We start from the raw sequence: 24,031 nt of genomic DNA on the forward strand, positions 1-24,031 counted from the left end.
TTACAGACCTTTTGTAGCACATACTTTCTCACCGTGATAGAGTAGTCCAACAGCTGGCTAAGATTTAGTCATGCGACCATTTTATGTCAACTGGCAGCTGAAAAAAGTAAATATCCGTATAAAAGATAACCATTTGCGACTAATTGTGAAAAAAAGCGTCGCTTTTTTTTGACATTAAACAAGTTAAGTCCGATTATCTCTTGCAGACATTTACTGGATTCTGTAATTTTACTACCAGTTATCTTTAATCAGAAATTAAGTTGTGGAGCAGCTATAATGACTATCAAAGTAGGTATTAACGGTTTTGGCCGTATCGGTCGATTCGTATTCCGTGCAGCGCAAGAGCGCAACGACATCGAAGTTGTAGGTATTAACGACCTTATCGACGTAGAATACATGGCATACATGCTGAAATACGACTCAACTCACGGCCGTTTCAACGGTACTGTTGAAGTTGTAGACGGTAACCTAATCGTTAACGGTAAAACTGTACGTGTAACTGCAGAGCGCAACCCTGAAGATCTAAAATGGGATGCAATCGGTGTTGACGTAGTAGCAGAAGCTACTGGTCTATTCCTAGACGACGCAACAGCACGTAAGCACATCACAGCTGGCGCGAAGAAAGTTGTTCTTACTGGTCCATCTAAAGACGCAACTCCAATGTTCGTTATGGGCGTAAACGATTCAACTTACGCAGGCCAAGACATCGTTTCTAACGCTTCTTGTACTACTAACTGTCTAGCGCCTATCGCTAAAGTTCTAAACGACAACTTCGGTATCGTTTCAGGTCTTATGACAACTGTACACGCTACTACAGCAACTCAAAAAACTGTAGACGGTCCTTCAGCTAAAGACTGGCGCGGTGGTCGTGGTGCTTCTCAGAACATCATCCCATCATCAACTGGTGCTGCTAAAGCAGTAGGCGTTGTTCTTCCTGAGCTAAACGGCAAACTAACTGGTATGGCTTTCCGCGTACCAACTGCTAACGTTTCTGTAGTTGACCTAACTGTTAACCTAGAGAAAGGCGCATCTTACGAAACTATCTGTGCAGCAATGAAAGCAGCATCAGAAGGCGAACTAAAAGGCGTTCTAGGCTACACTGAAGACCAAGTTGTTTCTCAAGACTTCATTGGCGAAGTTCAAACTTCAGTATTCGATGCTAAAGCTGGTATCGCTCTAACTGATAACTTCGTTAAAGTTGTATCTTGGTACGACAACGAAATCGGTTACTCAAACAAAGTTCTAGACCTAATTGCACACATCTCTAAGTAATTTCTTAGATAGCAATTAGCGAACTTTTCTTTGAGAAAATCGTGAAAAAAGGCGGCTCTTGAGTCGCCTTTTTAGTATCTAAAAAGTAGTAAATTTCATTTAAAACACTGACTTTTATCGAAATTATGTCCTATTGGCTTTTCATCTCTCATCGCTTTACACCACAATGGCCAACAGAATCTAATTTTCAAATTCGAGGACTCATTTATGAACTTGTCTCAATTGCCTGCAATCGCAGTTCTCTCTGACAACGTCACTATCGTTCAGCATGGCGAAGTAAAAATTGTGCGTGTCATGCATGACAAAGCCGTGGCTGGTATCTCACTACTGGGCGGTCATGTCGTGTCTTATCAACCAATGGGTCAAGAAGATCTTATTTGGATGAGCAAAGCGGCAATTTTTGATGGCGAAAAGGCACTGCGTGGCGGTATTCCAGTCTGCTGGCCTTGGTTTGGTCGTATTGCTAACCCTGCTCATGGTTTTGCGCGTAGCAAAGAGTGGGAATTAGTCGAACACCGTGAGAATGAGCATGGTGTGATTGTTGAGTTGGCGTTATTCCCAAGCGAAGACACTCTCAGCATTTGGCCTCACCTATTCGATTTACGTTTAGTGATGGAAGTAGGCGATGAGCTCAAAGTGACGCTTAAAGTACGTAACATCGACGATCACGCTTGGACCTTCTCAGGTGCGTTACATACTTACCTTAACATCAGCGAAATCACGCAAATGCAAGCGACAGGTATGGGTGCTGAATACATTGATGGCCTACAAGACAACAAAGTGTGCCAAGGTGGCGACACACTCGAGCTGACTGCGGGTATTGACCGCGTTTACACCCAACCTGAAGCCGTCATCAACGTCGAAGATAAGGTGCTTGACCGCACTTTGCATATTACCAATAGCGGTCATAACTCGGCGGTATTATGGAATCCGTGGATTGAAGTGGCGACCGATATGGCAGATATGGAAAACGATGGCTACAAAACTATGTTCTGTGTTGAATCGACTATTCACGCACCGACCATTGACGATGGCATCACACTCCAGCCGAACGAAACACACGAGCTAAGCACCATCATCTCAGCTTAAACGTCTCCCTGCCCTCAGGCAATACAGTGTCATTTTCCAAGAGCCAGCGATCATGCTGGCTCTTTTGTTCTATTGGCAAAAAATCCCGTTGGCCAAAGCTTTTGCCTGCGACGCTTTCTTGCTAGACTCTGCCGCCTAACTTCATCTGTTGAGCTCTATATGTCTTATCAATGTCCTCTCTGCCACCTACCGCTTGCTTTTGCTGAACGAACTTACCGTTGTGCTAACAACCACGGTTTTGATCTTGCCAAAGAAGGTTATGTCAATTTGATGCCCGTGCAGCACAAACGCTCGAAAGATCCAGGCGACAATAAAGAGATGATGCAAGCGCGCCGCCGTTTCTTAGAAAAAGACTATTACCAACCGATGAAGCAAGCTGTTGCACAACTGTGCGCACAGTATCTTGTGGATAGCGAACATCAACTGCTGGATATCGGTTGTGGTGAAGGTTACTACACCGATGAAGTCGCTACGGCACTCAAAACACAATCGAATGATGCTAATGTTTTTGGTTTGGATATTTCAAAAATCGCGATTCGTTTTGCGGCAAAACGCTACCCGAACTGTCAGTTCACTGTCGCTTCAAGTCATCGCCTTCCTTTTGCCGATGAGAGCTTAAATGCGATTTTGCGCATCTATGCGCCATGCAAAGCCGAAGAAATGGCTCGCACTCTAAAAGAAAATGGCGTCGTGATTACGGTAACCCCTGCTGGCCGTCACCTCTACCAGTTACGCGAACACATCTATCAAGAGATCCGTCTGCACAACGAAGAGCCAGAGCAATTGGAAGGCTTCACGCTTGAGCATGAACAAAAGCTCAACTATGTGATGAACTTAGCTCAAGGTGATGGCTTTGATTTGTTGCAAATGACACCGTTTGCGTGGAAAGCCAGCGACGAATTGCGCGAGTTACTGAAAACCGCACCGCACTTTGATTGTGAAGCGGACTTTATGATCCGTGTTTATCGTAAAGCAGTCTCACAATAAGCGGCTCAAAATCATAGAGGGATACGTCTCTTCTAAGCCTTACTTGGGTCTCATATCGGACCTAGTCGGGCTTAGAATTCTCTTAATCAGCTACTCTTAAACATCATTCTCTTATACATAGTTCTCATATACATTGTTCTATTACACATAGTCCTCTTGCCAAAATAGCGTTCCACAGTACATATTGATATCTACAAATGCCTACACCACAGGCACAACTAAGTTGGCGCGTTTTTTGCTCACAAAAAAGTTATCGCTCCGACGAATATTTCCCACAAGTTTTATTCATCTTGGTCGATATAATGATTGAGGACTGTGATAGGAGACATTTATGACACCGGTAGGCATGGAGCCAGCAAAGCTGACACCAACCCAGCAAGTCAAACCTCAAGCGAAAACGGCAGATGTGACCACCAGTTCTGCACCACTAAAAGTAGAACAAAATAAAGTCACGCTTTCCGATGAAGGTAAAGCCCTGTTAGCGGCATTAAAAGAGATTGAAAAAGAGAGTGCTCCAGAGAAAACCGTAGGCGATAAAGTCGAATCTTTTGCCGCTGGTGCTCTTGGTATGGATCACCCAGATACCATCAAAGAAGAAGACGATGACTCCTATTCTGCGGGGCAATTTCTTTCCGCTGCGGCAACAGTAGGTGGTTTACTTCTAATGCTCGCTTAAACAAACTAAAAACAGATATTCACCTAGATTGATATCATTTGGTCGTAACGGTAAAAATTTGTAATTTGTCAGTATGCAACAGTCCCCTCCATAATGGTTTTACTACAGACCTTTATGGACGAAGCATACTGTGAAACCTGACTTTTCTCTTATTGATAAGCCAACCTTCTTCGGCGCTATCACTTTGCTACTCATGATTGTTATTCCTTTGATTTTGTTTCCGGAACAAGGAGCAGATTGGATAGCAATCGCTAAGACCTTTATGACCGATAAACTCGGTTTTCTTTATCTCGCCCTCGGACTCGGGGCATTCTTCTTCATGGTTTACGTTATTTTTAGTGACATGGGGCAGATAAAGCTTGGGGACGCTGACGAAAAACCCGAATTCTCCACCATGTCTTGGGCAGCGATGTTATTTTGTGGTGGTATCGGTGCCAGTATTCTTTACTGGGGCTGTATTGAATGGGCTTATTACTACCAATCTCCCCCTTTCCAACTTGAACCAGGCAGCGAAGAAGCAGTGCGTTGGGCGGCCACTTACGGCATATTCCATTGGGGACCGATTGCATGGGCCATTTATATGATTCCAGCCCTACCTATTGCTTACTTCTTCTATGTGCGCAAGCAACCTGTTCTTAAAGTTTCAAGTGCTCTCATGCCTGTTCTTGGCGAAGAGCGCAGTAAAGGCCCTATGGGTAAAATTGTCGATGTGTTGTTCATCTTCGGTTTGCTTGGAGGAGCTGCGACCAGCTTAGGTCTTGCTGCACCATTGATTGGTGAAGGTCTGCACTATTTGTTCGGCGTTCCCAAAAATACCCTAAGCCAAGTCCTCGTACTGCTGGTGTGTACCGCTATTTTTGCCTACTCATCTTACGCGGGTTTAGAAAAAGGGATTAAATTCCTCAGTAACGTGAATTTTTGGGGAGCGATGGGCCTATTGGCCTTTGTACTCGTTGCTGGCCCAACGATTTTCATGTTGGAAACCGGTCTCGACTCTCTTGGTCGTATGCTATCTAACTTCTTTGTGATGGCGACTTGGGCAGAGCCATTCGGTGGCTACGGCTCGTTTGAAGATACTCATTTCCCGCAAGATTGGACTATCTTCTACTGGGCATGGTGGCTTGTTTTTGCACCAAGTATGGGGCTATTTGTCGCCCGTATTTCGCGAGGACGAACAATCAAAGAAATGGTGTCAGGCGCTATTTTCTTTGGCTCTTTAGGCTGCTTCCTATTCTTTATGATTTTAGGTAACTACGGCTTATCGCTACAACTTTCTGGTGAACTGGATATCGTTGGCATCCTCAATACCGAAGGCGCAACCAAAGCGATCTTCTCCATGCTAGAGATGCTGCCAATGGGTACGTTGGTCATTGCTGTATTCACCTTGTTGTGTATTATTTTTACCGCCACGACTTTTGACTCGATCTCTTACATCTTAGCCTCGGTGGTGCAAAACAATGTCACTGAAGAACCCATGCGTTGGAACCGTATGTTCTGGGCATTTACCCTCTCATTCCTCCCAACGGTACTGATGTTTATGGGTGGTCTAAGCACCTTACAAACAGCCGCGATCGTGGGGGGGTTACCGCTACTAGGTATATCGGTGATGTTGATGGTTTCTGCTGTACGTGCGACTAAACTCGATCTGCGTCATCAAGAAGACTACGTGGAATCCACCATTAATATTGAAGAGCTGCCAGATGTCGATCCATGGTCTTCAGAAGGTATGGCACTAGCTCGTTTCGAAAAGGCGCGTGATACTGCGCAAGAAGCGGCAGAAGCTGAGCGCCTTGCCATGACTCAACTGATGCATGTGCGTAAACGCATTCGCGCCTTTGCTTTAGAGCATAGTCTGGATGAAAACTACGCCGACCATAACTTGCCACAAGAGCTGCAAGATGATCTGCAACACGCATTAGATAATATCGCCAAAGCGAAAGAGTATAAGCAGCAAGCTTCTGAGTTATCACAACAAGCTCGAATCGACTTCAATAACGTCATTCCAAGCGCGTAACGACCCGATTCTCCTTCCCTAATATCAAAGCCCACTCTGTGGGCTTTTTTTATACTCGTGTCATCGATTAAGATTTAAGTCGCCATGATCTTGCTGGTAATCACCTGCATACTGCCGCTAAACATGCTGCATGAAACATTAATGAAGATTTTACTTCAGCCACAAAAGTGCAATATCAGCATGATTAAGTAGCTCGGTCTCAATAAGGGTATTATTTATAAGGAATAAAAATGAAGTACTTACTGACACCGACTGTTACAACTGCGCTCATTGCATCTTCACTTTCTTTTAATACAACTGCCGCAGAAATCAAAAATGTAATTTTAATGATTGGTGATGGCATGGGGCCGCAACAAGTTGGTCTGCTTGAAACCTATGCAACGCAAGCACCGAACTCTATTTATCAAAATAGAACTACTGCACTATTCAAACTTGCTGATGAAGGTGTTATCGGCTCCTCGCTAACCCACCCACAAGATGCGATCGTGGTAGATTCAGCGTGCTCAGCAACGATGCTCGCGACGGGGCAATTCACCGCTTCAGAAGTCATTGGTGTTAATGCACAAGGCAACCATATTGAAACCATTCTCGAAAAAGCGAAAAAACTCGGTAAAGCGACAGGCCTTGTTTCCGACACCCGCCTAACGCACGCGACGCCAGCCGCATTCGCTGCACACCAACCACACCGCTCATTAGAAAATGATATCGCAACGGATATGTTAGCGAATGACGTTGATGTAATGCTTTCAGGCGGACTACGTCATTGGATCCCACAATCGGTCAACGATAAAGGCACCACTTATAATGATTTAATGACACTCACTCAAGGTGATATTCATTTAAAGTCGAAACGTAAGGATGAACGTAATCTAGTGCTCGAAGCTCAGCAATCTGGCTATAACCTCGCCTTTAACCGAAAAATGCTTGAACAAGCACAAGGCAATAAATTACTCGGCCTTTTTGCTTACTCAGGTATGAATGATGGTATCACCTCCAGCCAAAGTAAAAATGATCCTCAACGCAGCCAACCGACGCTAGCAGAAATGACGGAAAAAGCCTTAGATGTACTATCCAAAGAAGACGATGGTTTTTTCTTGATGGTTGAAGGTGGACAAATCGACTGGGCGGGTCATAGCAATGATGCAGGTACAATGCTTCATGAAATGATCAAATTTGATTCCGCCGTTAATGCGGTTTATCAATGGGCCAAAGGCCGCGATGATACACTAATCATCGTCACCGCTGACCATGAGACAGGCTCATTTGGCTTTAGCTACTCATCTGCAAATCTACCAAAACCAGAAAAGCGCAGCGGAAAAGCCTTCGAAAATCGCGATTACGCACCGAACTTCAACTTTGGACAATTTGAAATACTCGATGGGCTTTATCAACAAAAACAAAGCTACTATGGCATGATCAGTGAGTTTCAAGCTCTAGATAAAGCACAACAAACACCACAAAGGCTGGCCGATATCGTCAACGCAAACAGTGCATTCCCTATCACTGCAAAACAAGCAGCAAATGTACTGAAAAGCAAACCCAACCCATATCGCCTAGCCAACCACAAATATCTTGCCGATGAAAAGATCCCAGCGATTAACGATTTTGATGCTTTCTATCCCTACAATGACCGCACCAATTTACTCGCTCGCGAACAAGCTACACTGCAAAACACCGTTTGGGGTACAGGTACTCACACTCATACTCCGGTGAATATTTTCGCTTGGGGACCTGCCGAGGTAATTCTTCCTGTGTCTAAAATCATGCATCATTCTGAATTGGGTGACTATCTAAAGACACAAATCAAATAACGGCTAATATTAATAAGCGCCTCTGATGCCTGATCAGGGCGCTTCTTTTTACCATCAAATAGTCTTTTCGCAAAAGAGCTTTAGCGGCAAGATTTTTCCGTTCAACATATTTACGTGTCTTTTTTCTCAACCATATGCAGATGCACATCTTGTTGTGGGAAAGGAATCGAGAGACCTTCACGATCAAAACGCAGTTTTACTTCTTTAGTCACATCCCAATATACATCCCAATAGTCTTCGGTTTTTACCCAAGGACGAACAATAAAATCGATGGATGAGGTATTAAGGGTATGCACTTTGATCATCGGCTCTGGCGCTCGCAACACCATCGGATGTGAAGTGACGATGTCATTTAATACCGACTCTGCATGCAGTAAGTCATCGCTATAACCAATACCAAACACCATATCGACACGACGGATCCGTTCATGAGTGACGTTTTTAATCACGTCGCCCCAAATCTTACTGTTTGGCACAATGATGATTTGGTTATCAAAGGTACGAATGGTGGTATTAACCAAGCTCATGTGGCTCACCTTACCATCCACGCCACCTGCATAAACAAAATCCCCCACGTCAAATGGGCGATAAATCAACAGCATCATACCAGCAGCGAAGTTAGATAGCGTATCTTGCAAAGCAAAACCAATGATCACACCTGCGATACCAAAACCGGTCAAGATCGGTGCAAGATTAAGCCCAATCTGCGACAAACCGACCATGATACCGATCACCCAGACCGCCTTACCGGACATCGAAACAAAGAAATCCTGCATCAACTGCGACATTTTTAGATTTTTCGATGATACCGTACGAGTCACCAATTTACGCGCAACCCCAGCAAGCCCCTTGGCAATCAACAAAATCAGCGCAAACACCATTAATTGGAAGAGGTGTTGCGGCGCGTTATCGACCAACCAATCAAATGCATTGCTTGACCAGTTAGTAATGATCGCCAAAATTACCTGGGTATTGAGTAAGTCGTGAGTGATGCTACCCGTCACCTCAAACGCCAAACGCTTATATTCAGAAGTTTCAATGCCGAGATGATCACCGATAGTAATCAGATCACGCATACTCGTGGTGGCGATATCTAAGCGTTGCTTGATGATCAATTGACTAAGTTGAATTGAGGACTTTTCGGATTCAGGACTGGTTGCCAACTGTGCGGTAGTAAATTCATGTTGCTGGTTAAAATACTCCACCGATGCTGAGAGCAAACGCAAGCGAGTGCTGGTAGCTTCACGCAGAGACTCTTCCAACTTTGGATCGGGTTTACCAAGTTTTTTCAGCCAAGAAATATTTTGCCAACTCGCCTGATAAACCGAATCTAAGTAATGTTGTAGTTCACGATAGTGGTTGAGCAACGCCAGTTTATCTTCTGGTTTCGCACTATCAATCTGCTCATTAATTAACTTTATCTTGTTATCCAGATAGGCCGTTGCACCTTTGGCATACTGTTTTTGAATATTGACTTGCTTTAAAAGCTCAGCTTCATCAAGGCTTCCACTACTAACAGCCGCGGCCAGCTTGGCTCTTAGCTCTTCATTTTTTTGAAATAGTTGCAGTTGAATAGCGTCACGCTCGTCCCCTGAGGCTGACTCTAAACTATGGGAAAGGTCGACGATATCTTGGTTGATTGATCGAATCGCCAACTCTGTTTTAGAAAATTGGGGCTCTTCGACAGCTTGTTCGGCAAATACCGAGAAAGAGAAGAAACTAATAAACACAGCAAGAAAAATTTTCTTACTCAAATGGAATGACATATATACCTCACTTACGAACGCTAGCCACAAAAGCCTAGCAGAATCCCTTTCTTACCGTATCAATCTACGGTTAAACGTAAGTGTAGTTGGATTGTTAAATCAGAACAGTGACTAAAGAATAAAAACCGCTCTCTTGCGGAAAAAGTCGCCATATCATAGAGACAAAAAAGGCTTACCGAGGTAAGCCTTTTCAAGCAAAAAACAATATTTGTGTTCAAGCCACAATACTTAGTGCTTCATTATACTTTTTTCGCTGCCCAATCCGGCAAGTTTTGAATATGGTTTTGCCAATCAACCACTTCAATCTCATACACCACTTTGTTGCGTACGCTTGCGCCGGCTTTATGCATAGCGGCTTTGGAACCGGTGATCAATGGGTGCCATTCTGGCAACGGTTCATTACGTGCCAATAAACGGTAAGCACACGTGTGCGGTAGCCACTCGAAGTCTTCGATATCTTCACGAGTCAACTTGGTGCAATCTTCATCAGAGCTAAAACGATTCGCGTAATCTTTACATGAACACGTTTTGGTATTTAACCAACTACACGCCACATTGGTGTAGTAGATTTCATCGGTATCTTCATCCATGAGTTTATGTAGACAACACTTGCCGCAACCATCACAAAGCGCTTCCCACTCTTGATCGCTCATTTGCTCTAGTTTTTTTGTTTGCCAAAATTGTTCGCTCATAGACCCATACTTCGATTCAAAACAGGGTGCGATTTATACCGCTCTCATTCGATAAGTGCAAGCCCTCGGCTAAAATAAGCGCTTTACTCAGTCTGTTCTATCCTTAATACGTCATAGACACACGAATTAAGGAGAACTCATGGGTATTATTTCGTGGATCATTCTAGGCTTAATTGCTGGTGCATTGGCAAAATGGTTAATGCCCGGTGACGATGGCGGCGGTTGGATTGCGACCATGGTGCTCGGTATTGCTGGCGCATTTGTCGGTGGCTTCCTTGGCGGACTGCTTGGCTTTGGTGGAGCGGATGGCGTTAATATCGGCAGTATTCTTACCGCAACGCTAGGCGCTTTCGTCTTACTCTTCGTTTATAACCGTTTTATGCGAGGATAACGACGCCGCTTCATCGCTACGCTAAACAGCCCCTTAATCGGGGCTTTTTCGTTGGCCGCGTCTTTCCTTGGCTATCCGCACATTCGAGTAGCGCTGGAAACTCATGCAACGATGGACTAGAATCGCCCCCTATTTTGTCGCCGCTGACAAACTTTTGTGATTTTCTTTGGTATTAAACATGTCTGACAATCTTATCGCCGTTTCTGATTGGTTCCCGTGCGTTTCAGCATCTGGCAAAGGTTGTGGCGCATGCTGTATTGCACCATCAATTAGCTCACCAATTCCAGGCATGCCAGATGGCAAGCCGGCCGGTGTTCGCTGCGTTCAACTCGATGACAACAATCTGTGTAAAATTTTTGGCCACCCCGATAGACCCAAAGTATGCCTTGCCTTTAGTAGTGACGAAGTAATTTGTTACGACGGCGCAGAACAAGCGCTCACGATTTTATTAGATTTAGAAGGGGCCACTAGCTCATTAAGCTAAGCCATTGATGACATGAGTCCCTTGTAAAACGTCTGCGCACGGATACTCAAGATTAATCATCCAGCCCCGAGAGCCGGTTGTCTCGCGACTGGATTTTCAGCATTCATTACGCCAGCAATTATTGTAGTTGCCACTTCGCAACAATCTCTTCTGCACGCTTCAAAAGCTCTACGCTCGAGGCCGATTGTACAAAGGCCGCGTTATCTCGCACTTGCTGCGATGTATGAGCCCCCGCAATCACCGGACCAACCTCATCCTGAGCCACTAACCAATGAATCGCTAGATGAGCGAGAGGAATATTGGCCTCTTTCGCTAATACTTTGAGTTCTTCCACACAGTTAAAGTAGGGTTCAAATGCTTCACCGTTCAATTTTGGGTTATTGCGACGATCATCGTTTTCATCCCAGTTACCGCTGCGCATCAACGTACCGGTTAGCAACCCCTGCATCAGCGGCGAGTAGGGTAAATACTTCATATCGTGTTGTTGGCAAAATGGCAATGCTTCCTCACGAGCACGGTATTGCAGCGGAATATTATGGTAATGGTCGGGGTTTTGCTCCAGTAGGTTATACAAACCTTGGAAAGTTGCGACCTCAACACCCGCCATCATTTCACGGCACATATTAAGTGAATAGTTAGACACACCGACATGACGAATTTTGCCTTGCTGCTTCAATTCCGCCAATGCCTCGGCCGTTTCAAATATTGGCGTATTAGGATCTGGCCAATGCACTTGATAGAGATCGATATAGTCAGTCTGCAGACGCATTAATGAATCATCAATCTCTTTAAAGATGCTCTGTTTTGACAGGTCTTTGCGGGTTTTCTTACGCTCATCTTGTGACCATGGCAAGCCACACTTGGTCGCAATAATGACTGAGTCGCGTTGTTCGCTTTGCAGTGCCCTACCCAGTATGGTTTCGGCGTGGCCTTTGCCATAAACTGGGGCAACATCGAAAAAATTAATACCGGTGTCAATCGCGGTTTTGATGGCGCGGATTGACTCATCATCAGCGACATTATTCCATGTTCCGCCAATCGCCCAGCAGCCAAAGCCGACCGCAGACGCATGCATCTCTTTGATCTGTTTAAACATCATACTAATTGTTTATCTCCGTTATTTCCTTTCACTGCGAGCTTTGCTTTGAGTAAATCGCGAATTTTTAGCGTTAAAATGATACTTGCCAGCATCAATGTCACCGCATTAGCAATAATCACCGGCCAATCCTGTACCGACACGCCATAGACAAACCACAAGAAAACACCCAATACGAAGATGCTGTACATCGCTAAAGAGATTGAGCGTGTATCTTTCGATTTTAGGATATGAAAGACTTGAGGAATAAAAGAGCAAGTGGTGCAAACTGCCGCAATATAGCCGATGACTGTCGCATCAAAGATCATGGTTAACTCCTGAAAAAAATGCCCTGCTAAGCAGGGCATTGGTAACTCAACGAGACTATTTCATTTCCACCCAAAACTCTTTGTTGGCTTCGAGTAGGTCTTCTAGAATATCTTTCGCGACACTGGCGCTTGGAATCGTTGCAGATAGTGTGAGTGCTTGCCATAAGCGTTGTTTCGATTGCTCAACGTGCGCCTTAACCACCAGCTTTTCTACCGATACTTGTTGGCTCATCATCCCTTTTTGGAACTCAGGGATTTCACCAATTTGCAGTGGTTTAGCACCGGTATTGTCAACAATACATGGGATCTCCACCATCGCGGTTGGGTCAAAGTTACTGATTGCACCGTTGTTAGGCACAATCAGCAGCATGCGCTCTTTGGTATTGAAGGCAATCGCCGTAGCAAGGTCAACGATGTACGATGCATGCTCTTCCACTTCGATCGTGGTATCACTGGCAGTACCGTTGGCAATAATACGATGGCACTCAGTAAACACCTCTGCCTCACGGCCTTCCATCACTTCATTAGCACGAGTGAACTCTTTGTTTGAGTGCTCAACCACATAGTCTGGGTACATGTAGTATTTTAGGTATGTATTTGGAATGGTATCTGGGTCCAATGCATACACATCACGTACTTTGATAAAGGTTTCTTTCCATGATTCATCAGTATGCTGAGCACCGCTCAACACGCTTGGTGGCAGGTAACCGTTGTCTTTGATGTACTCTTTAATGCGTGGCATTAGATCTTCACCCGTTTTCGCATCTTTAAACTCTTTCCACCAGCCAAAGTGGTTCAAGCCGTAGTACATGATGTCGAACTGTTTACGATCTTCGTAACCCAAAATTTCAGCGATGCGAGTTTCGATACCAATCGGCATATCACAGATGTTAAGCACTTTTGAGTTTGGACGCATCACACGGCACGCTTCTGCCACAATCGCTGCAGGGTTTGAGTAGTTTAGCATCCATGCATTTGGCGAGTATTTTTCCATGTAATCAATCATTTCAATCACAGCAGGGATAGAACGAAGGCCATAAGCCATACCGCCCGCACCACAAGTTTCTTGACCGACGCAACCATGACGTAGTGGAATTTTCTCATCTTGCTCACGCATTGCGTATAGGCCAGCACGAATATGAGCCATGCAGAAGTCAACGTCAGTAAAGGCTTCTTCAGGATCGGTGGTATACGAGAATTCAATGTGCGGAGCACGCTCTTTAAGTAGGATCTTACATGCTTCTGCAATCGTTTCCTGACGAGAGGCAAAGTTGTCATAAAACTTCAATTTACGGATAGGGAAACGATCTTGGTTTTCAAGCAGCATCATAACGATACCAGGAGTAAAAGTTGAACCGCCGCCAGCAATAACTACTGAGAATTCTGTTTTCATAATAAGCCTCGTTTAATGTGGGCGGTGTTGTTCCGCCCGGATAAATTAGTGTTTGAATCGTGATGTAAATAAAATGTCTGTATCTCTAAATCTCGTTTTAAGCCTTGATGTTTCTATATAGCCATGCGGTCATTGCTAGCTCGCCGTACTGAGTGTTAGCGCTTCTGCATCCGCTTTTTGTTCTTTATAGGCACTAACGATCTGTTCACACTCTTCACGAAGCTGAGGAACACTTAGGCCAATAATCACCTGCACCGCCTTACCGTTTTTCACCAAGTTAACCGCGCCCGTACTCATGAAGTAATCTGCTGACTGGACTTTATCTGGGTTAAAAACAGTGACGCGTAAGCGGGTCGCACAGTTGCTTAAATCTTCTAGGTTTTCGACACCACCAAGCCCTTCAATTGTTTCAACTGCTTGGATGTGTAATGGATTAACACCTTGCTCCCCTTTACCGGTAATGCCGTGCTTTTTATTAAAATCTTCTTTACTGTGCAGCTTCATTTCAGCGTCACCGCGACCAGCAATTGGCACATTAAATTTGACGATGAGGTACTTAAAAGTGACGTAGTAAATCGCCGTAAAACAAAGACCAATTGAAATTTGCGTCACCACCATGCTGGTATGGTTACCCAGCAGAGGAATCCAGTTACCGGTGACAAATTCAATCAGACCACCACCCATATTGCCGACCACACCGAAGTGATACATCACCATTGCCATCGTGCCAGCCAGTACCGCGTGAATCGCAAATAGCCAAGGCGCAATAAATAGGAAGGTAAACTCAAGTGGCTCTGTAATACCGACCAATACCGCGGTAAACGTTGCAGGAATCAGCAAAGCAGCCACTTTCTTACGATTTTCCGGTTTCGCGGTGTGGTACATCGCAAGCGCAATACCAATACAACCAAAGACTTTCGAGTTACCATGTAAAGAGAAGCCACCAGCCGGGAACAGCTCTTTCATGCTTTGACTTGATTGAGTAAACGCTTCTAAGTTAGTGAACCAATCCACAGTAATGCCGTTAGGTGTCACAACATTGCCAAATTGGAACGGGGTATAAATAAAGTGATGCAGACCTGTTGGAATAAGAATGCGCTCAAGGAAAGTGAACAACCACACACCAAATGCACCTGATTCAACAAAAAAGGTTTGTAACCCTAAGATGCCATGCTGAATCGAAGGCCATACATAGAGTGTTAACCACGCCGCTGGCAGCATGGCAAAGAAAGAAATCATCGCAACGTATGAAGCACCTTGGAAAATGCCTAAGTAAGAAGGAAGTTGCTTCTCAAACGTGCGGTTATGAATCCAAGTCACCAGACCTGAAATAATGATCGCGCCGAAAATACCAGTATCAATAGTCTTGATACCTGCAATTTCAGTTAAACCCGACGTTCCGCCAATAGGTTGAGAGAAGTCCACATTAAAGAACCCACCCCAGAAACCACCCATCGCTCCAACAAAATAGTTAAAGGTTAAATAAGAAACCATCACTACCATCACCGCTCGTGCATGCGCGGTTTTCGCTAGGCCGATTGGTAAGCCAACCGCAAATAGAAGCGCCATGTTGCGGAAGATAGTCCAGCCACCCTCTTCAATGACTTGTAACACTTGATAATACAGTCCGTTTTTATCAGCCAAATCGCCAACAAATATCGGGTTTTTAAGAACAATGGTTAAGCCAACTAATATCCCTACAAATGGGAACAGCAAAACTGGGGTAAACATTGCTCCGCCTAATCGTTGTATCGCACTCAACATGGCAGGATCCTTAAATTTGTTATTAATATGTTCCAGAGTGTTCCGTCTTTCGACAAGGTTTAAACTACTACTGAAAATTAAATAGAACAAATAGATGATAAGCAATTCGTGATCAGGTACAAATTAAGGATGTATAATGAGATTTAGCTCACCAAATAGGACATATCGATAACCTTTATTCGTAATAGAAAATATGATTTCGACCAAGATCAACAAAAGGTCATTGATTTGTTCTATTTTGAATGATAATTTTGCGTCATCATCACACTATTCTTGGGCTTGCTTTAAAAAGTAAATTGCAGCGTCTGCTGTGTGATTACGAAAAATGAAGTGAAATGATTGGTATCAGTGGGGCCACTCAATGGTGAACGTACCATTAAACAATAAGAGTGGGCTCAGAGAGGTTAATTATGTTGTATAAGAAAGTTATGCTTGAGCTGAAAAGCCGCATTGATTCAAATGAATTTACTATTGGCGACACGCTACCAACTGAAAAAGAGTTGATGGCACATTACTCCGTTAGCCGCATAACCATTCGCAAAGCCATTGAAGAACTCGTCAAATTAGGCATGGTGGAAAAACGTCAAGGCGCAGGTTCCACCATCATTGGCAAAACCATGGTTGGATCGATGCTCAGTCTAAAAAGTACCAGTGAATATCTCATTGATACCGGAGCAAAGATTGAATACAAAATTTGCGAATTTACCTTGATGGATGCTGACGATGAACTTGCAGAAATTCTTGAAATCACTCCGGGCGAAAAGGTCTACTTTATTCGACGCTTTAAGTTGATCAATGGCGCACCATCGGTTTACGAAGATTCGTACATGCCGATGTCGATGTACCCAAAAATGAATGTCATGTCGATGGAAGGCTCAAAGTACCACTACCTTGAAAATGAACTTGGTTTCGAAATCGACGGCGCATTTCAAGACTTTAACGCGATTCTTCCCGATAAACACATGTGTGAAATTCTCGGCGTCAGCCAAAGAAAACCGCTAATCCAGTTATTATCGGTGGGTAAATTAGTTGATGGGCGTATCTTTGAGTACACCAAAATTGTCTCTAAACCAGAAACCATTACCTACAAACATTACCTCAAACGTTAAGCAGCAAAACCTAATTCTGGGGAGTCTCTTGACTCGGTTTAGACCTTAGACTCCCTTTGAAGCCCCTCCCTTTAGCATCGAGTCCAACAGGTGCAATTAGCATTTTCTGCGCTTAAAACTACGCAAAACCTCAAATTATTAACTATGTTCAGCGGGTACTCTCAATCGAGGATTTTGCCGTTATGAACAAATTACTCGCCGAAGGCTTTGGCACATTTTGGTTAGTATTAGGCGGCTGTGGTAGCGCCGTTTTAGCCGCAGGTTTTCCCCAATTAGGCATTGGATTTGTCGGTGTCGCGCTGGCATTCGGTTTAACCGTGGTCACCATGGCCTATGCCATCGGCCATATTTCCGGTTGTCACTTAAACCCCGCAATCACCATCGGCTTATGGGTTGGTGGCCGGTTTGAAGCAAAATGTGTTTTACCATACATCATCGCTCAAGTGATTGGTGGCATTGTCGCCGGTGGGATTTTGTACATTATCGCCAGCGGTCAAGCCGGCTTTGATCTCGCCGCTTCCGGCTTTGCCGCCAATGGCTATGGTGATCATTCTCCCGGAAAATATTCACTGACTGCTGCACTTGTATGTGAAATTGTCATGACCATGATGTTTTTACTGGTGATCATGGGTTCCACCGATTCACGCGCACCACAAGGCTTCGCTCCCCTCGCGATAGGTCTATGTTTAACCCTGATACACTTAATCTCGATTCCGGTCACTAACACCTCGGTTAATCCCGCACGAAGCACCGGGGTGGCAGTGTACGTTGGTGATTGGGCCATCAGTCAATTATGGCTATTTTGGCTTGCTCCTATTGTAGGCGCGGTGATCGGCGCGCTGCTCTATAAAGTGATTGCCGGACAGAAAGAGAGCGAGAATAGCTGAGATTCGAGAACGAGCTTCGCTCTAAAGAACGCTTCGCTGCTAGATTCGAAAGATTCCCGACTGCGCTCCTTCGTCGCTTTCGGGAATGACGTAATTTAAGCTATCGAACTTTGGGAATACACACATTTAATAATGTCGAACCGAATATCGTCATCCTCAAGAGCGAGGCACGAGCGAGTTGGGGATCTCTCTATTCTCAACTCCCGCATCTCGAAGCGAAGCGTTCTCTAATCGCTTTTCACTTGCTCTGAAAACAAAAAAAGCCGCTAAAGCGGCTTTTCATCATCAAGGAAAACTAGATTTTATGTCGACCCAGCAATGAGTGTGACAGTGTCGTACCATCGACCAACTCAAGCTCTCCACCGACAGGGACACCATGAGCAATGCGGCTTGCATCCACTTGGTGTTCTCGGCATAGCTCAGCAATATAGTGAGCAGTAGCCTCCCCTTCAACCGTTGGGTTAGTGGCAAGAATCACTTCACTCACATCACCACGGCGTAGACGGTAATCCAGTACATCTAAGCCAATATCACTTGGACCAATCCCATCGAGCGGAGAAAGGTGTCCCATTAGGACAAAGTAACGACCAGAAAACTGGCCTGTGGCTTCGACTGCAGCGATATCCGCAGGGCTTTCCACCACACACATTTGACCATTTACCTGACGTTTCGGGTTGGTACAAATATGGCAGACGTCTTCCTCGGTAAAGGTGCGGCATTCATTGCAATGACCAATTTCTGTCATGGCATGGCTAAGCGATTCCGCTAGCTGTAAACCACCTTTTCGATCTCGCTGTAACAAATGAAAGGCCATACGTTGAGCCGACTTGGGGCCAACCCCAGGCAGACAACGTAAGGCCTCCATCAATTGCTCCAGCATATGACTGGTGCGCATTAACTAACCTTGTCGATTAGAATGGCATTTTCATGCCTGGTGGTAGTTGCATACCGCCAGTCACTTGAGCCATTTTTTCTTTTTGAGTTTCTTCAACACGACGAGCTGCATCGTTAAATGCCGCTGCGATTAGATCTTCAAGCATCTCTTTGTCGTCTTGCATCAAGCTTTCGTCAATATCAACACGGCGCACGCTGTGGCTACCGGTGATAGTGATCTTCACTAGGCCAGCACCTGATTCGCCAGTCACTTCCATGATTGCGATTTCTTCTTGAAGCTTTTGCATGCGATCTTGCATTTGCTGGGCTTGCTTCATCAGATTGCCCATACCGCCTTTACCAAACATAGTTATCTCTCTGATTATGTTTACTCATATCCCCTACTCGTAGGGGGTAAAGTATTAGCTTGTGGTTACATTATTAGATGGGGTCAAAAGTAGTAACTTCAACCCTAATCTCGCTCGACATACGTTTAATTCACTTCTCCAAATCATCACATCCAATGGAGGCGATTAAATCGGTCTTACACTGTCTTTATCTAGCACAGCAGCAAAACGCGCTTCAATAAATTGTACATGAGGATCGGTGTCTAAACTGTCAAATGCTTGTTGTAATTTGCCTTGATAGAGCGCTTCACGCAGTTCCAAAGGCGTTTGACCTTTGCTACCAATTTCAACACTCAAATGGCACTCCTCACCTAGCACGCTATTCAATGCAGCCAACAACTCTGCTTGTGCGCGGTCGGAGTTTAAATGTGCTTGTTCTGGACGCAATGTTAACGAGATGGTCGAATCATTCTTCTCATAATATGAGTTGAGCGCGAGCTGCTCAGTTAACTTTGCTGTTTCCAGCTTCGCGATAAGGGCTGACCAAGCATTTTGCTCGATCGACTCATCCGCCAACTTTTGCACCATTTCAGGTGTTTTTTCATGCTCTAACGCCTGCTTAATTTGCGTTGGCGTTAGCTCTTTTTTCTCTTGTTTTATCTGTTGAGGCGACGTCGGCTTCCACCGATAGGCTTCATCCTTTTGTTCCTCTACGGGAACCGAAGGTAAACCATTTTCGAGCGACGACACCTGCGCGGAACCTGCGTGTTTTTGAGCAACACGATCAAGTACCGATTCTTTCTTGGCTGCAGATGTCGCACTAGCCTTTTTTGGCTCACCGCCTGGATTGCTCGCGCTCGAACGCTGAGAGCGCAGTTGATGACGCAACCCCCCTAACGAAGGACGAGTTGCTGGCGCTTCTTGCGATGCTGGTGCTGATGTTGGCTCAGAAGGCACAGGTGCAGAGTTCGGCGCTTGATGTGCCATTGGTGCTGGCGAGGCATCATAACCATCATAATAAGCTTCTGGCGGCGCTATATCGTACTCTGGCGCCATTGGCATCGCTTCTGGCATGCCACTCGCTGACATCGGTGGTGCACTGTACTGCGGAGCCGATTGCGGTTGCACTTGTGGTTCAACAGGAGCTGGCGTTTGCATTGAGGCAACTGGCGCTTGGGACGGCATAGATGCAGCGGCTACTTGCGGCGCCGAGGCTGGCGCGGATTGCACTGAGCGAACCTCTGTCGAGATCATATTCGCGGCAGATTGCACAGGGCGGAAAGCCATCATACGCAACACAACCATTTCAAGCCCAATACGCTCAGAAGGTGAAAATGGCAGATCTTGGCGACCTTTCAATGCGATTTGATAGTAAAGCTGTACATCTTGTGGTGACAACGCACGAGCCAATAACTCAACTTTTTCCGCGTCGGGCTGTGCTTTATCAAGTGTAGACGGCAGTGCTTGGTACAATGCGATACGATGTAACTGCGCAGCAAGCTGATTGAGTAAACCGTCCCATTCAACCCCGTTCTGGGCCAAATTGCTGAGGCTATCCATCGCTTGCTGAGGCTGTTTTGAACTGATCGCATCAAGCAAATGCAAGGCTTGATCAGTATCGAGCGTACCCAGCATGTGACGAACTAACTCCGACTTCACTTGACCATTACCAAGCGCAATCGCTTGATCTGTCAAACTCAGCGCATCACGCATACTGCCATCTGCAGCATGAGCAATCATACCGAGCGCGCGCGGTTCAAACTCCAACTTTTCTTGGCTAAGAACATGCTCTAGCTGCTGATGAATATCATCCACACTGATTGGTTTGAGATGAAATTGCAGACAGCGCGATAAAATCGTGACAGGCAGCTTTTGCGGATCGGTCGTCGCTAAGAGAAATTTCACATACTCTGGTGGCTCTTCCAGCGTTTTAAGTAACGCGTTAAAGCTATGACGAGAGAGCATGTGAACTTCATCGATGAGATAGACTTTAAATCGACCACGTGCCGGTTTGTATTGCACGTTATCGAGCAGTTCACGGGTATCTTCTACCTTGGTGCGCGACGCCGCATCGATTTCAAGCAGATCAACAAAACGCCCTTCATCGATTTCTCGGCAAGTATCACACTCACCACAAGGGGTAGAGGTAATTCCCGTTTCACAGTTTAAACCTTTAGCAAACAAACGACCTATGGTGGTTTTACCCACACCGCGCGTACCGCTAAACAAGTAAGCATGGTGAAGACGATTTTGTGCTAAAGCATTTTCTAAAGCTGTTAATACGTGGGCTTGACCAACCACTTCGTTAAATTTAGTTGGTCGCCATTTTCGCGCTAAGGCAAGATAACTCATGTACCGTTCCGATTAGTGACCGTCAAACTCGCAGATGCTGTAAATATTCAGACCTAGTTTCTCTAGGCGCTTATCACCACCGATCTCTGGTAGGTTGATAACGAATGCTGCGTGCTCAACTTCACCGCCAAGTTGGCGAATTAGCTTAGTGGTTGCTTCAATAGTGCCGCCAGTCGCTAGTAGATCATCAACCACTAACACCTTGTCACCTGCATTGATAGCATCAACGTGAATTTCAAGCGTATCTGTACCGTACTCAAGCTCATAAGTTTGCGCGACAGTTTCACGTGGTAACTTACCCGGTTTACGTACTGGAACAAAACCCAAGCCTAGCTCTAACGCAAGCGGAGCACCAAACAAAAAGCCACGCGCCTCTGTACCCACCACTTTGGTGAAGCCCATGTCTTTGTATTTATCGACAAGAAGCTGGATGGTTGCTTGGTATGCTTGAGCATCTTCTAATAGGCTAGTTACATCGCGAAATAGAATGCCTGGTTTTGGGTAATCAGCGATGCTTTTGATGCTCGCTTTGATCAATGAGATAGTTTCAGTCGTCATAACTCTTTACTTAAAATTGGCTACGCCGTCGTAATCATTTTAGCTTACGGCGGGCGAAAACTGATTATTCCAGCCCTCTATCGAGAAAAAATCGTAGGGGTGAAAAAACAAACGCCCACCAAAAAATGTGGGCACACTTCTCGCCAATCTTAGTGATTTTCTTCTTTATCAGCAAGGTGCTCTATCACAGGTAAGCGAATAAACCAGCTAAGCAAAGCCAACAGCATGATTAGCAGCGCAATCTTTAGCCAATCATGCGGCACGATATAGATCGAAAAGCTAAAACTGGCGAGCATCACCAATGCCCCGCGCCTTTTTACTTTTTGAGAAACCGCCCGATGTTGATGCCAATTGCTAATAATTGGACCGAAAGTGTCATGCTCGCTCAGCCATCGATGAAAACGTGGGCTGCTGCGCATAAAGCATGCACTTGAAAGGAGGATAAATGGTGTCGTAGGAAGAATAGGAAGGAAAATGCCTAAGATACCTAGGCACAGACTTAAGCCACCAATCAGGTTTAAGAAAAAACGACGAATAGCGATGGCTTTACTCCAAATTTAATTGAAAACCGCATAGCCATTAAATACGCGAATCCAAGTCAATGTTGCTGGAAGCGTCGGGATTAAAAGCACTGCGATAAATCCAAAAAAGTAATAAATATTATAAGGTTCTTTAAAATCTTTGTCTGCCATTGCTCACACTCTATTTTGTAAAAGAAAGCCTACCCCTAATCATCGCCACGCAAAACGCTCGGTTGCAAATTGGATACCAGCTCGTTTCATTGTTGTTAAATTAAATTATAGCGTAATGTGTTTGGCACAAACACCGACTAACCTTGTGGGTATTATTGATAGGCCCAAAACGACCAAAGCAGCACTAAGGCTGCTTTGGTCATGGGAGAGTTTTGAGATGTGACGTTATAATTTAGTCGTCACTTTTTTCTCGATAAATCTAACGAGAAGCTACTTGCACCTAAGCGACTCAAACTAATCGAACAACGCTCATCAATATAAAGCTCTGTAGTGGTGAAGTTTTTCACGCATTTATCGCCTAAACGCGCACCCGCTTCAATTTGCTGACTACGAGAACCACTGCGATAACTCGCTTCTAACCCAGCAGGTAATAGGCGAATCGTCCCTTCTGCGACATCAGCGACGCCAAACATCGCTCGGATGGGCATGGTACAATCCGTACACTTAATCCCTTTTTCCAATAAATCAGCCAGATCCTTCAAATCTGCATTAAAGGATTTTAAGTTACGTAGATAATCGTGGAACAACGCGCGCACCAATAACGTGCTCGCTGCGCCACGGCCATACTCACTATCTGAATCAACCAGATAGAAAATAAACTGGCCATTCATTAACCATGCGTAATCGAACACTAATGGCATAATATCGGCTGACTGCAAGAGCCTATAACTGCACTTCCAATCGCCTTGCGAAGTATCTTTTTCTGGTAATAGCGCATGCAATAAATCTTTCGCCGCGCTCGGATTATCTTCTAGGTGGCCTAAATGCCAATGAAGCTCTTGTTCTTCGGGCATGTCACCACTATCAACGCGAAACCATTGGCTAGAGAAGTCACGAGAATCACCGACATGACAATCTGAGTCTTCCAATGTATTTTCAATCGCATCAATTAAATTGCTGGGATCGCTGATTGGTTTGGCAAGAAAATCCTTAATACCAAAGCGCAGCGCTTTCGCCACATCTGACATCTCTTCTGTCGCAGAAACAACGATCATAGGCAAAGAGGGATATTCTAAGCTCACCTCTTCAACAAACTCGATTCCATTGAGTACCGGCATCGCCAGATCACATAAAATCAAATCGGGTTCAAACGAACGAAGTTGTCGCAATCCTTCTAATCCATTCTCCGCTTCCAACACTTGATAGCCTTGGGCGCACAGAATCGACGTCGTAATACGGCGAAAAATAGGGTCGTCATCAACCAATAATACGCGTTTTTTTTGCGCTCCGGCGTGGTCTGACGGCAAGACCTGAGCCTCTGATATCTTATGCATGGAAATGCCTCACACAACTTCTTAAATGTAATAATTATGACTTATTGTTATATTTATAAGTAGAATGATCGAACTTCTTAAAAATAGTCGTGAACCTATATTTATACAAATATGCTGATCTCTCACTTTATTGCAT

The 24,031-nt window shown here is 44.9% G+C and carries 23 protein-coding genes; 10 read left to right on the forward strand and 13 right to left on the reverse strand.

Features of this window, described 5'->3' with window-relative positions; genetic code table 11:
- Nucleotides 1-276 precede the first annotated feature (276 nt).
- From gap to RH86_RS03380, 6 genes are all read left to right on the forward strand, one after another.
- Nucleotides 277-1,272 (forward strand): type I glyceraldehyde-3-phosphate dehydrogenase, encoded by a 996-nt coding sequence (gene gap, locus RH86_RS03355; protein WP_005600177.1) that lies wholly within the window; start codon nt 277-279, stop codon nt 1,270-1,272.
- Between the two features lie 207 nt (nt 1,273-1,479).
- Nucleotides 1,480-2,361 carry a D-hexose-6-phosphate mutarotase gene (locus tag RH86_RS03360; RefSeq protein ID WP_009384984.1) on the forward strand — a complete coding sequence of 294 codons (882 nt, stop codon included), beginning with the start codon at nt 1,480-1,482 and terminating at the stop codon, nt 2,359-2,361.
- Nucleotides 2,362-2,520: 159 nt separating this feature from the next.
- A complete protein-coding gene (gene rlmA / locus RH86_RS03365) occupies nt 2,521-3,348 on the forward strand; it encodes a 23S rRNA (guanine(745)-N(1))-methyltransferase (RefSeq protein WP_009384985.1) in 828 nt (275 codons plus the stop codon).
- Between the two features lie 331 nt (nt 3,349-3,679).
- Nucleotides 3,680-4,024: a hypothetical protein gene (locus RH86_RS03370; RefSeq protein WP_009384986.1), complete on the forward strand. Its 345-nt coding sequence runs from the start codon at nt 3,680-3,682 to the stop codon at nt 4,022-4,024.
- A 130-nt stretch (nt 4,025-4,154) separates the two neighbouring features.
- The gene (locus RH86_RS03375; protein WP_009384987.1) at nt 4,155-6,038 is read left to right on the forward strand and encodes a BCCT family transporter; all 1,884 of its coding nucleotides are present in this window, start codon (nt 4,155-4,157) and stop codon (nt 6,036-6,038) included.
- A gap of 230 nt (nt 6,039-6,268) precedes the next feature.
- A complete protein-coding gene (locus RH86_RS03380; protein ID WP_009384988.1) occupies nt 6,269-7,849 on the forward strand; it encodes an alkaline phosphatase in 1,581 nt (526 codons plus the stop codon).
- Nucleotides 7,850-7,959: 110 nt separating this feature from the next.
- Here the strand turns inward: RH86_RS03380 and RH86_RS03385 are convergent, their stop codons facing one another.
- Together RH86_RS03385 and RH86_RS03390 are read right to left on the reverse strand one after the other, a co-directional pair.
- Nucleotides 7,960-9,615: a mechanosensitive ion channel family protein gene (locus RH86_RS03385; protein ID WP_009384989.1), complete on the reverse strand. Its 1,656-nt coding sequence runs from the start codon at nt 9,613-9,615 to the stop codon at nt 7,960-7,962.
- A 239-nt stretch (nt 9,616-9,854) separates the two neighbouring features.
- Nucleotides 9,855-10,307: a YcgN family cysteine cluster protein gene (locus RH86_RS03390; RefSeq protein ID WP_009384990.1), complete on the reverse strand. Its 453-nt coding sequence runs from the start codon at nt 10,305-10,307 to the stop codon at nt 9,855-9,857.
- A gap of 139 nt (nt 10,308-10,446) precedes the next feature.
- Here RH86_RS03390 and RH86_RS03395 point away from each other — a divergent pair, with 139 nt between their 5' ends.
- Both RH86_RS03395 and RH86_RS03400 read left to right on the forward strand, forming a co-directional pair.
- Nucleotides 10,447-10,698, forward strand: a complete 252-nt coding sequence (locus RH86_RS03395) for a GlsB/YeaQ/YmgE family stress response membrane protein (RefSeq protein WP_005600190.1) — start codon at nt 10,447-10,449, stop codon at nt 10,696-10,698.
- A 178-nt stretch (nt 10,699-10,876) separates the two neighbouring features.
- Nucleotides 10,877-11,182 (forward strand): YkgJ family cysteine cluster protein, encoded by a 306-nt coding sequence (locus RH86_RS03400; RefSeq protein WP_009384991.1) that lies wholly within the window; start codon nt 10,877-10,879, stop codon nt 11,180-11,182.
- Nucleotides 11,183-11,300: 118 nt separating this feature from the next.
- Here the strand turns inward: RH86_RS03400 and RH86_RS03405 are convergent, their stop codons facing one another.
- The 4 genes from RH86_RS03405 to RH86_RS03420 form a co-directional block, all read right to left on the reverse strand.
- The gene (locus RH86_RS03405) at nt 11,301-12,281 is read right to left on the reverse strand and encodes an aldo/keto reductase (protein ID WP_009384992.1); all 981 of its coding nucleotides are present in this window, start codon (nt 12,279-12,281) and stop codon (nt 11,301-11,303) included.
- A complete protein-coding gene (locus tag RH86_RS03410) occupies nt 12,278-12,586 on the reverse strand; it encodes a SemiSWEET transporter (protein WP_005600196.1) in 309 nt (102 codons plus the stop codon). The genes RH86_RS03405 and RH86_RS03410 overlap by 4 nt, the downstream gene beginning before the upstream one ends.
- A gap of 55 nt (nt 12,587-12,641) precedes the next feature.
- Entirely contained in the window at nt 12,642-13,979 is a 1,338-nt protein-coding gene (locus RH86_RS03415) for a 6-phospho-alpha-glucosidase (protein ID WP_005600198.1), read from the reverse strand.
- Nucleotides 13,980-14,114: 135 nt separating this feature from the next.
- Nucleotides 14,115-15,743, reverse strand: a complete 1,629-nt coding sequence (locus tag RH86_RS03420; RefSeq protein WP_005600200.1) for an alpha-glucoside-specific PTS transporter subunit IIBC — start codon at nt 15,741-15,743, stop codon at nt 14,115-14,117.
- A gap of 410 nt (nt 15,744-16,153) precedes the next feature.
- Between RH86_RS03420 and RH86_RS03425 the strand changes: the two genes are divergently transcribed.
- Together RH86_RS03425 and aqpZ are read left to right on the forward strand one after the other, a co-directional pair.
- Nucleotides 16,154-16,852, forward strand: coding sequence for a GntR family transcriptional regulator (locus tag RH86_RS03425; protein WP_009384993.1), 699 nt, complete (start codon nt 16,154-16,156; stop codon nt 16,850-16,852).
- A gap of 182 nt (nt 16,853-17,034) precedes the next feature.
- The gene (gene aqpZ / locus RH86_RS03430; protein ID WP_009384994.1) at nt 17,035-17,739 is read left to right on the forward strand and encodes an aquaporin Z; all 705 of its coding nucleotides are present in this window, start codon (nt 17,035-17,037) and stop codon (nt 17,737-17,739) included.
- A gap of 295 nt (nt 17,740-18,034) precedes the next feature.
- Here the strand turns inward: aqpZ and recR are convergent, their stop codons facing one another.
- The 7 genes from recR to RH86_RS03465 all read right to left on the reverse strand — a co-directional run bounded on the left by recR (nt 18,035) and on the right by RH86_RS03465 (nt 23,895).
- A complete protein-coding gene (gene recR / locus RH86_RS03435; RefSeq protein ID WP_005600206.1) occupies nt 18,035-18,634 on the reverse strand; it encodes a recombination mediator RecR in 600 nt (199 codons plus the stop codon).
- 16 nt (nt 18,635-18,650) lie between these two features.
- Nucleotides 18,651-18,980, reverse strand: a complete 330-nt coding sequence (locus RH86_RS03440) for a YbaB/EbfC family nucleoid-associated protein (protein WP_005600207.1) — start codon at nt 18,978-18,980, stop codon at nt 18,651-18,653.
- A 165-nt stretch (nt 18,981-19,145) separates the two neighbouring features.
- Nucleotides 19,146-21,311 (reverse strand): DNA polymerase III subunit gamma/tau, encoded by a 2,166-nt coding sequence (dnaX, locus tag RH86_RS03445; RefSeq protein WP_009384995.1) that lies wholly within the window; start codon nt 21,309-21,311, stop codon nt 19,146-19,148.
- Nucleotides 21,312-21,323: 12 nt separating this feature from the next.
- Nucleotides 21,324-21,869: an adenine phosphoribosyltransferase gene (gene apt / locus RH86_RS03450; protein ID WP_005600209.1), complete on the reverse strand. Its 546-nt coding sequence runs from the start codon at nt 21,867-21,869 to the stop codon at nt 21,324-21,326.
- A 149-nt stretch (nt 21,870-22,018) separates the two neighbouring features.
- Complete coding sequence (locus RH86_RS03455; RefSeq protein WP_038219181.1) at nt 22,019-22,411, reverse strand: YbaN family protein; 393 nt, start codon at nt 22,409-22,411, stop codon at nt 22,019-22,021.
- Nucleotides 22,412-22,426: 15 nt separating this feature from the next.
- Nucleotides 22,427-22,561 (reverse strand): hypothetical protein, encoded by a 135-nt coding sequence (locus RH86_RS20770; RefSeq protein WP_009384997.1) that lies wholly within the window; start codon nt 22,559-22,561, stop codon nt 22,427-22,429.
- A 239-nt stretch (nt 22,562-22,800) separates the two neighbouring features.
- Nucleotides 22,801-23,895, reverse strand: coding sequence for a response regulator (locus RH86_RS03465; protein ID WP_009384998.1), 1,095 nt, complete (start codon nt 23,893-23,895; stop codon nt 22,801-22,803).
- Nucleotides 23,896-24,031 lie beyond the last annotated feature (136 nt).

It is taken from the genome of Vibrio sp. N418 (genome assembly GCF_000222565.1).
Classification (GTDB): Bacteria; Pseudomonadota; Gammaproteobacteria; order Enterobacterales; family Vibrionaceae; genus Vibrio; species Vibrio scophthalmi.

Bases quoted from the DNA above. Each gene is read 5' to 3' on its own strand.
- gap (WP_005600177.1), top strand. From the start codon at position 277: ATGACTATCAAAGTAGGTATTAACGGTTTTGGCCGTATCGGTCGATTC.
- RH86_RS03360 (WP_009384984.1), top strand. From the start codon at position 1,480: ATGAACTTGTCTCAATTGCCTGCAATCGCAGTTCTCTCTGACAACGTC.
- rlmA (WP_009384985.1), top strand. From the start codon at position 2,521: ATGTCTTATCAATGTCCTCTCTGCCACCTACCGCTTGCTTTTGCTGAA.
- RH86_RS03370 (WP_009384986.1), top strand. From the start codon at position 3,680: ATGACACCGGTAGGCATGGAGCCAGCAAAGCTGACACCAACCCAGCAA.
- RH86_RS03380 (WP_009384988.1), top strand. From the start codon at position 6,269: ATGAAGTACTTACTGACACCGACTGTTACAACTGCGCTCATTGCATCT.
- RH86_RS03385 (WP_009384989.1), bottom strand. From the start codon at position 9,615: ATGTCATTCCATTTGAGTAAGAAAATTTTTCTTGCTGTGTTTATTAGT.
- RH86_RS03390 (WP_009384990.1), bottom strand. From the start codon at position 10,307: ATGAGCGAACAATTTTGGCAAACAAAAAAACTAGAGCAAATGAGCGAT.
- RH86_RS03395 (WP_005600190.1), top strand. From the start codon at position 10,447: ATGGGTATTATTTCGTGGATCATTCTAGGCTTAATTGCTGGTGCATTG.
- RH86_RS03400 (WP_009384991.1), top strand. From the start codon at position 10,877: ATGTCTGACAATCTTATCGCCGTTTCTGATTGGTTCCCGTGCGTTTCA.
- RH86_RS03405 (WP_009384992.1), bottom strand. From the start codon at position 12,281: ATGATGTTTAAACAGATCAAAGAGATGCATGCGTCTGCGGTCGGCTTT.
- RH86_RS03410 (WP_005600196.1), bottom strand. From the start codon at position 12,586: ATGATCTTTGATGCGACAGTCATCGGCTATATTGCGGCAGTTTGCACC.
- RH86_RS03415 (WP_005600198.1), bottom strand. From the start codon at position 13,979: ATGAAAACAGAATTCTCAGTAGTTATTGCTGGCGGCGGTTCAACTTTT.
- RH86_RS03420 (WP_005600200.1), bottom strand. From the start codon at position 15,743: ATGTTGAGTGCGATACAACGATTAGGCGGAGCAATGTTTACCCCAGTT.
- RH86_RS03425 (WP_009384993.1), top strand. From the start codon at position 16,154: ATGTTGTATAAGAAAGTTATGCTTGAGCTGAAAAGCCGCATTGATTCA.
- aqpZ (WP_009384994.1), top strand. From the start codon at position 17,035: ATGAACAAATTACTCGCCGAAGGCTTTGGCACATTTTGGTTAGTATTA.
- recR (WP_005600206.1), bottom strand. From the start codon at position 18,634: ATGCGCACCAGTCATATGCTGGAGCAATTGATGGAGGCCTTACGTTGT.
- RH86_RS03440 (WP_005600207.1), bottom strand. From the start codon at position 18,980: ATGTTTGGTAAAGGCGGTATGGGCAATCTGATGAAGCAAGCCCAGCAA.
- dnaX (WP_009384995.1), bottom strand. From the start codon at position 21,311: ATGAGTTATCTTGCCTTAGCGCGAAAATGGCGACCAACTAAATTTAAC.
- apt (WP_005600209.1), bottom strand. From the start codon at position 21,869: ATGACGACTGAAACTATCTCATTGATCAAAGCGAGCATCAAAAGCATC.
- RH86_RS20770 (WP_009384997.1), bottom strand. From the start codon at position 22,561: ATGGCAGACAAAGATTTTAAAGAACCTTATAATATTTATTACTTTTTT.
- RH86_RS03465 (WP_009384998.1), bottom strand. From the start codon at position 23,895: ATGCATAAGATATCAGAGGCTCAGGTCTTGCCGTCAGACCACGCCGGA.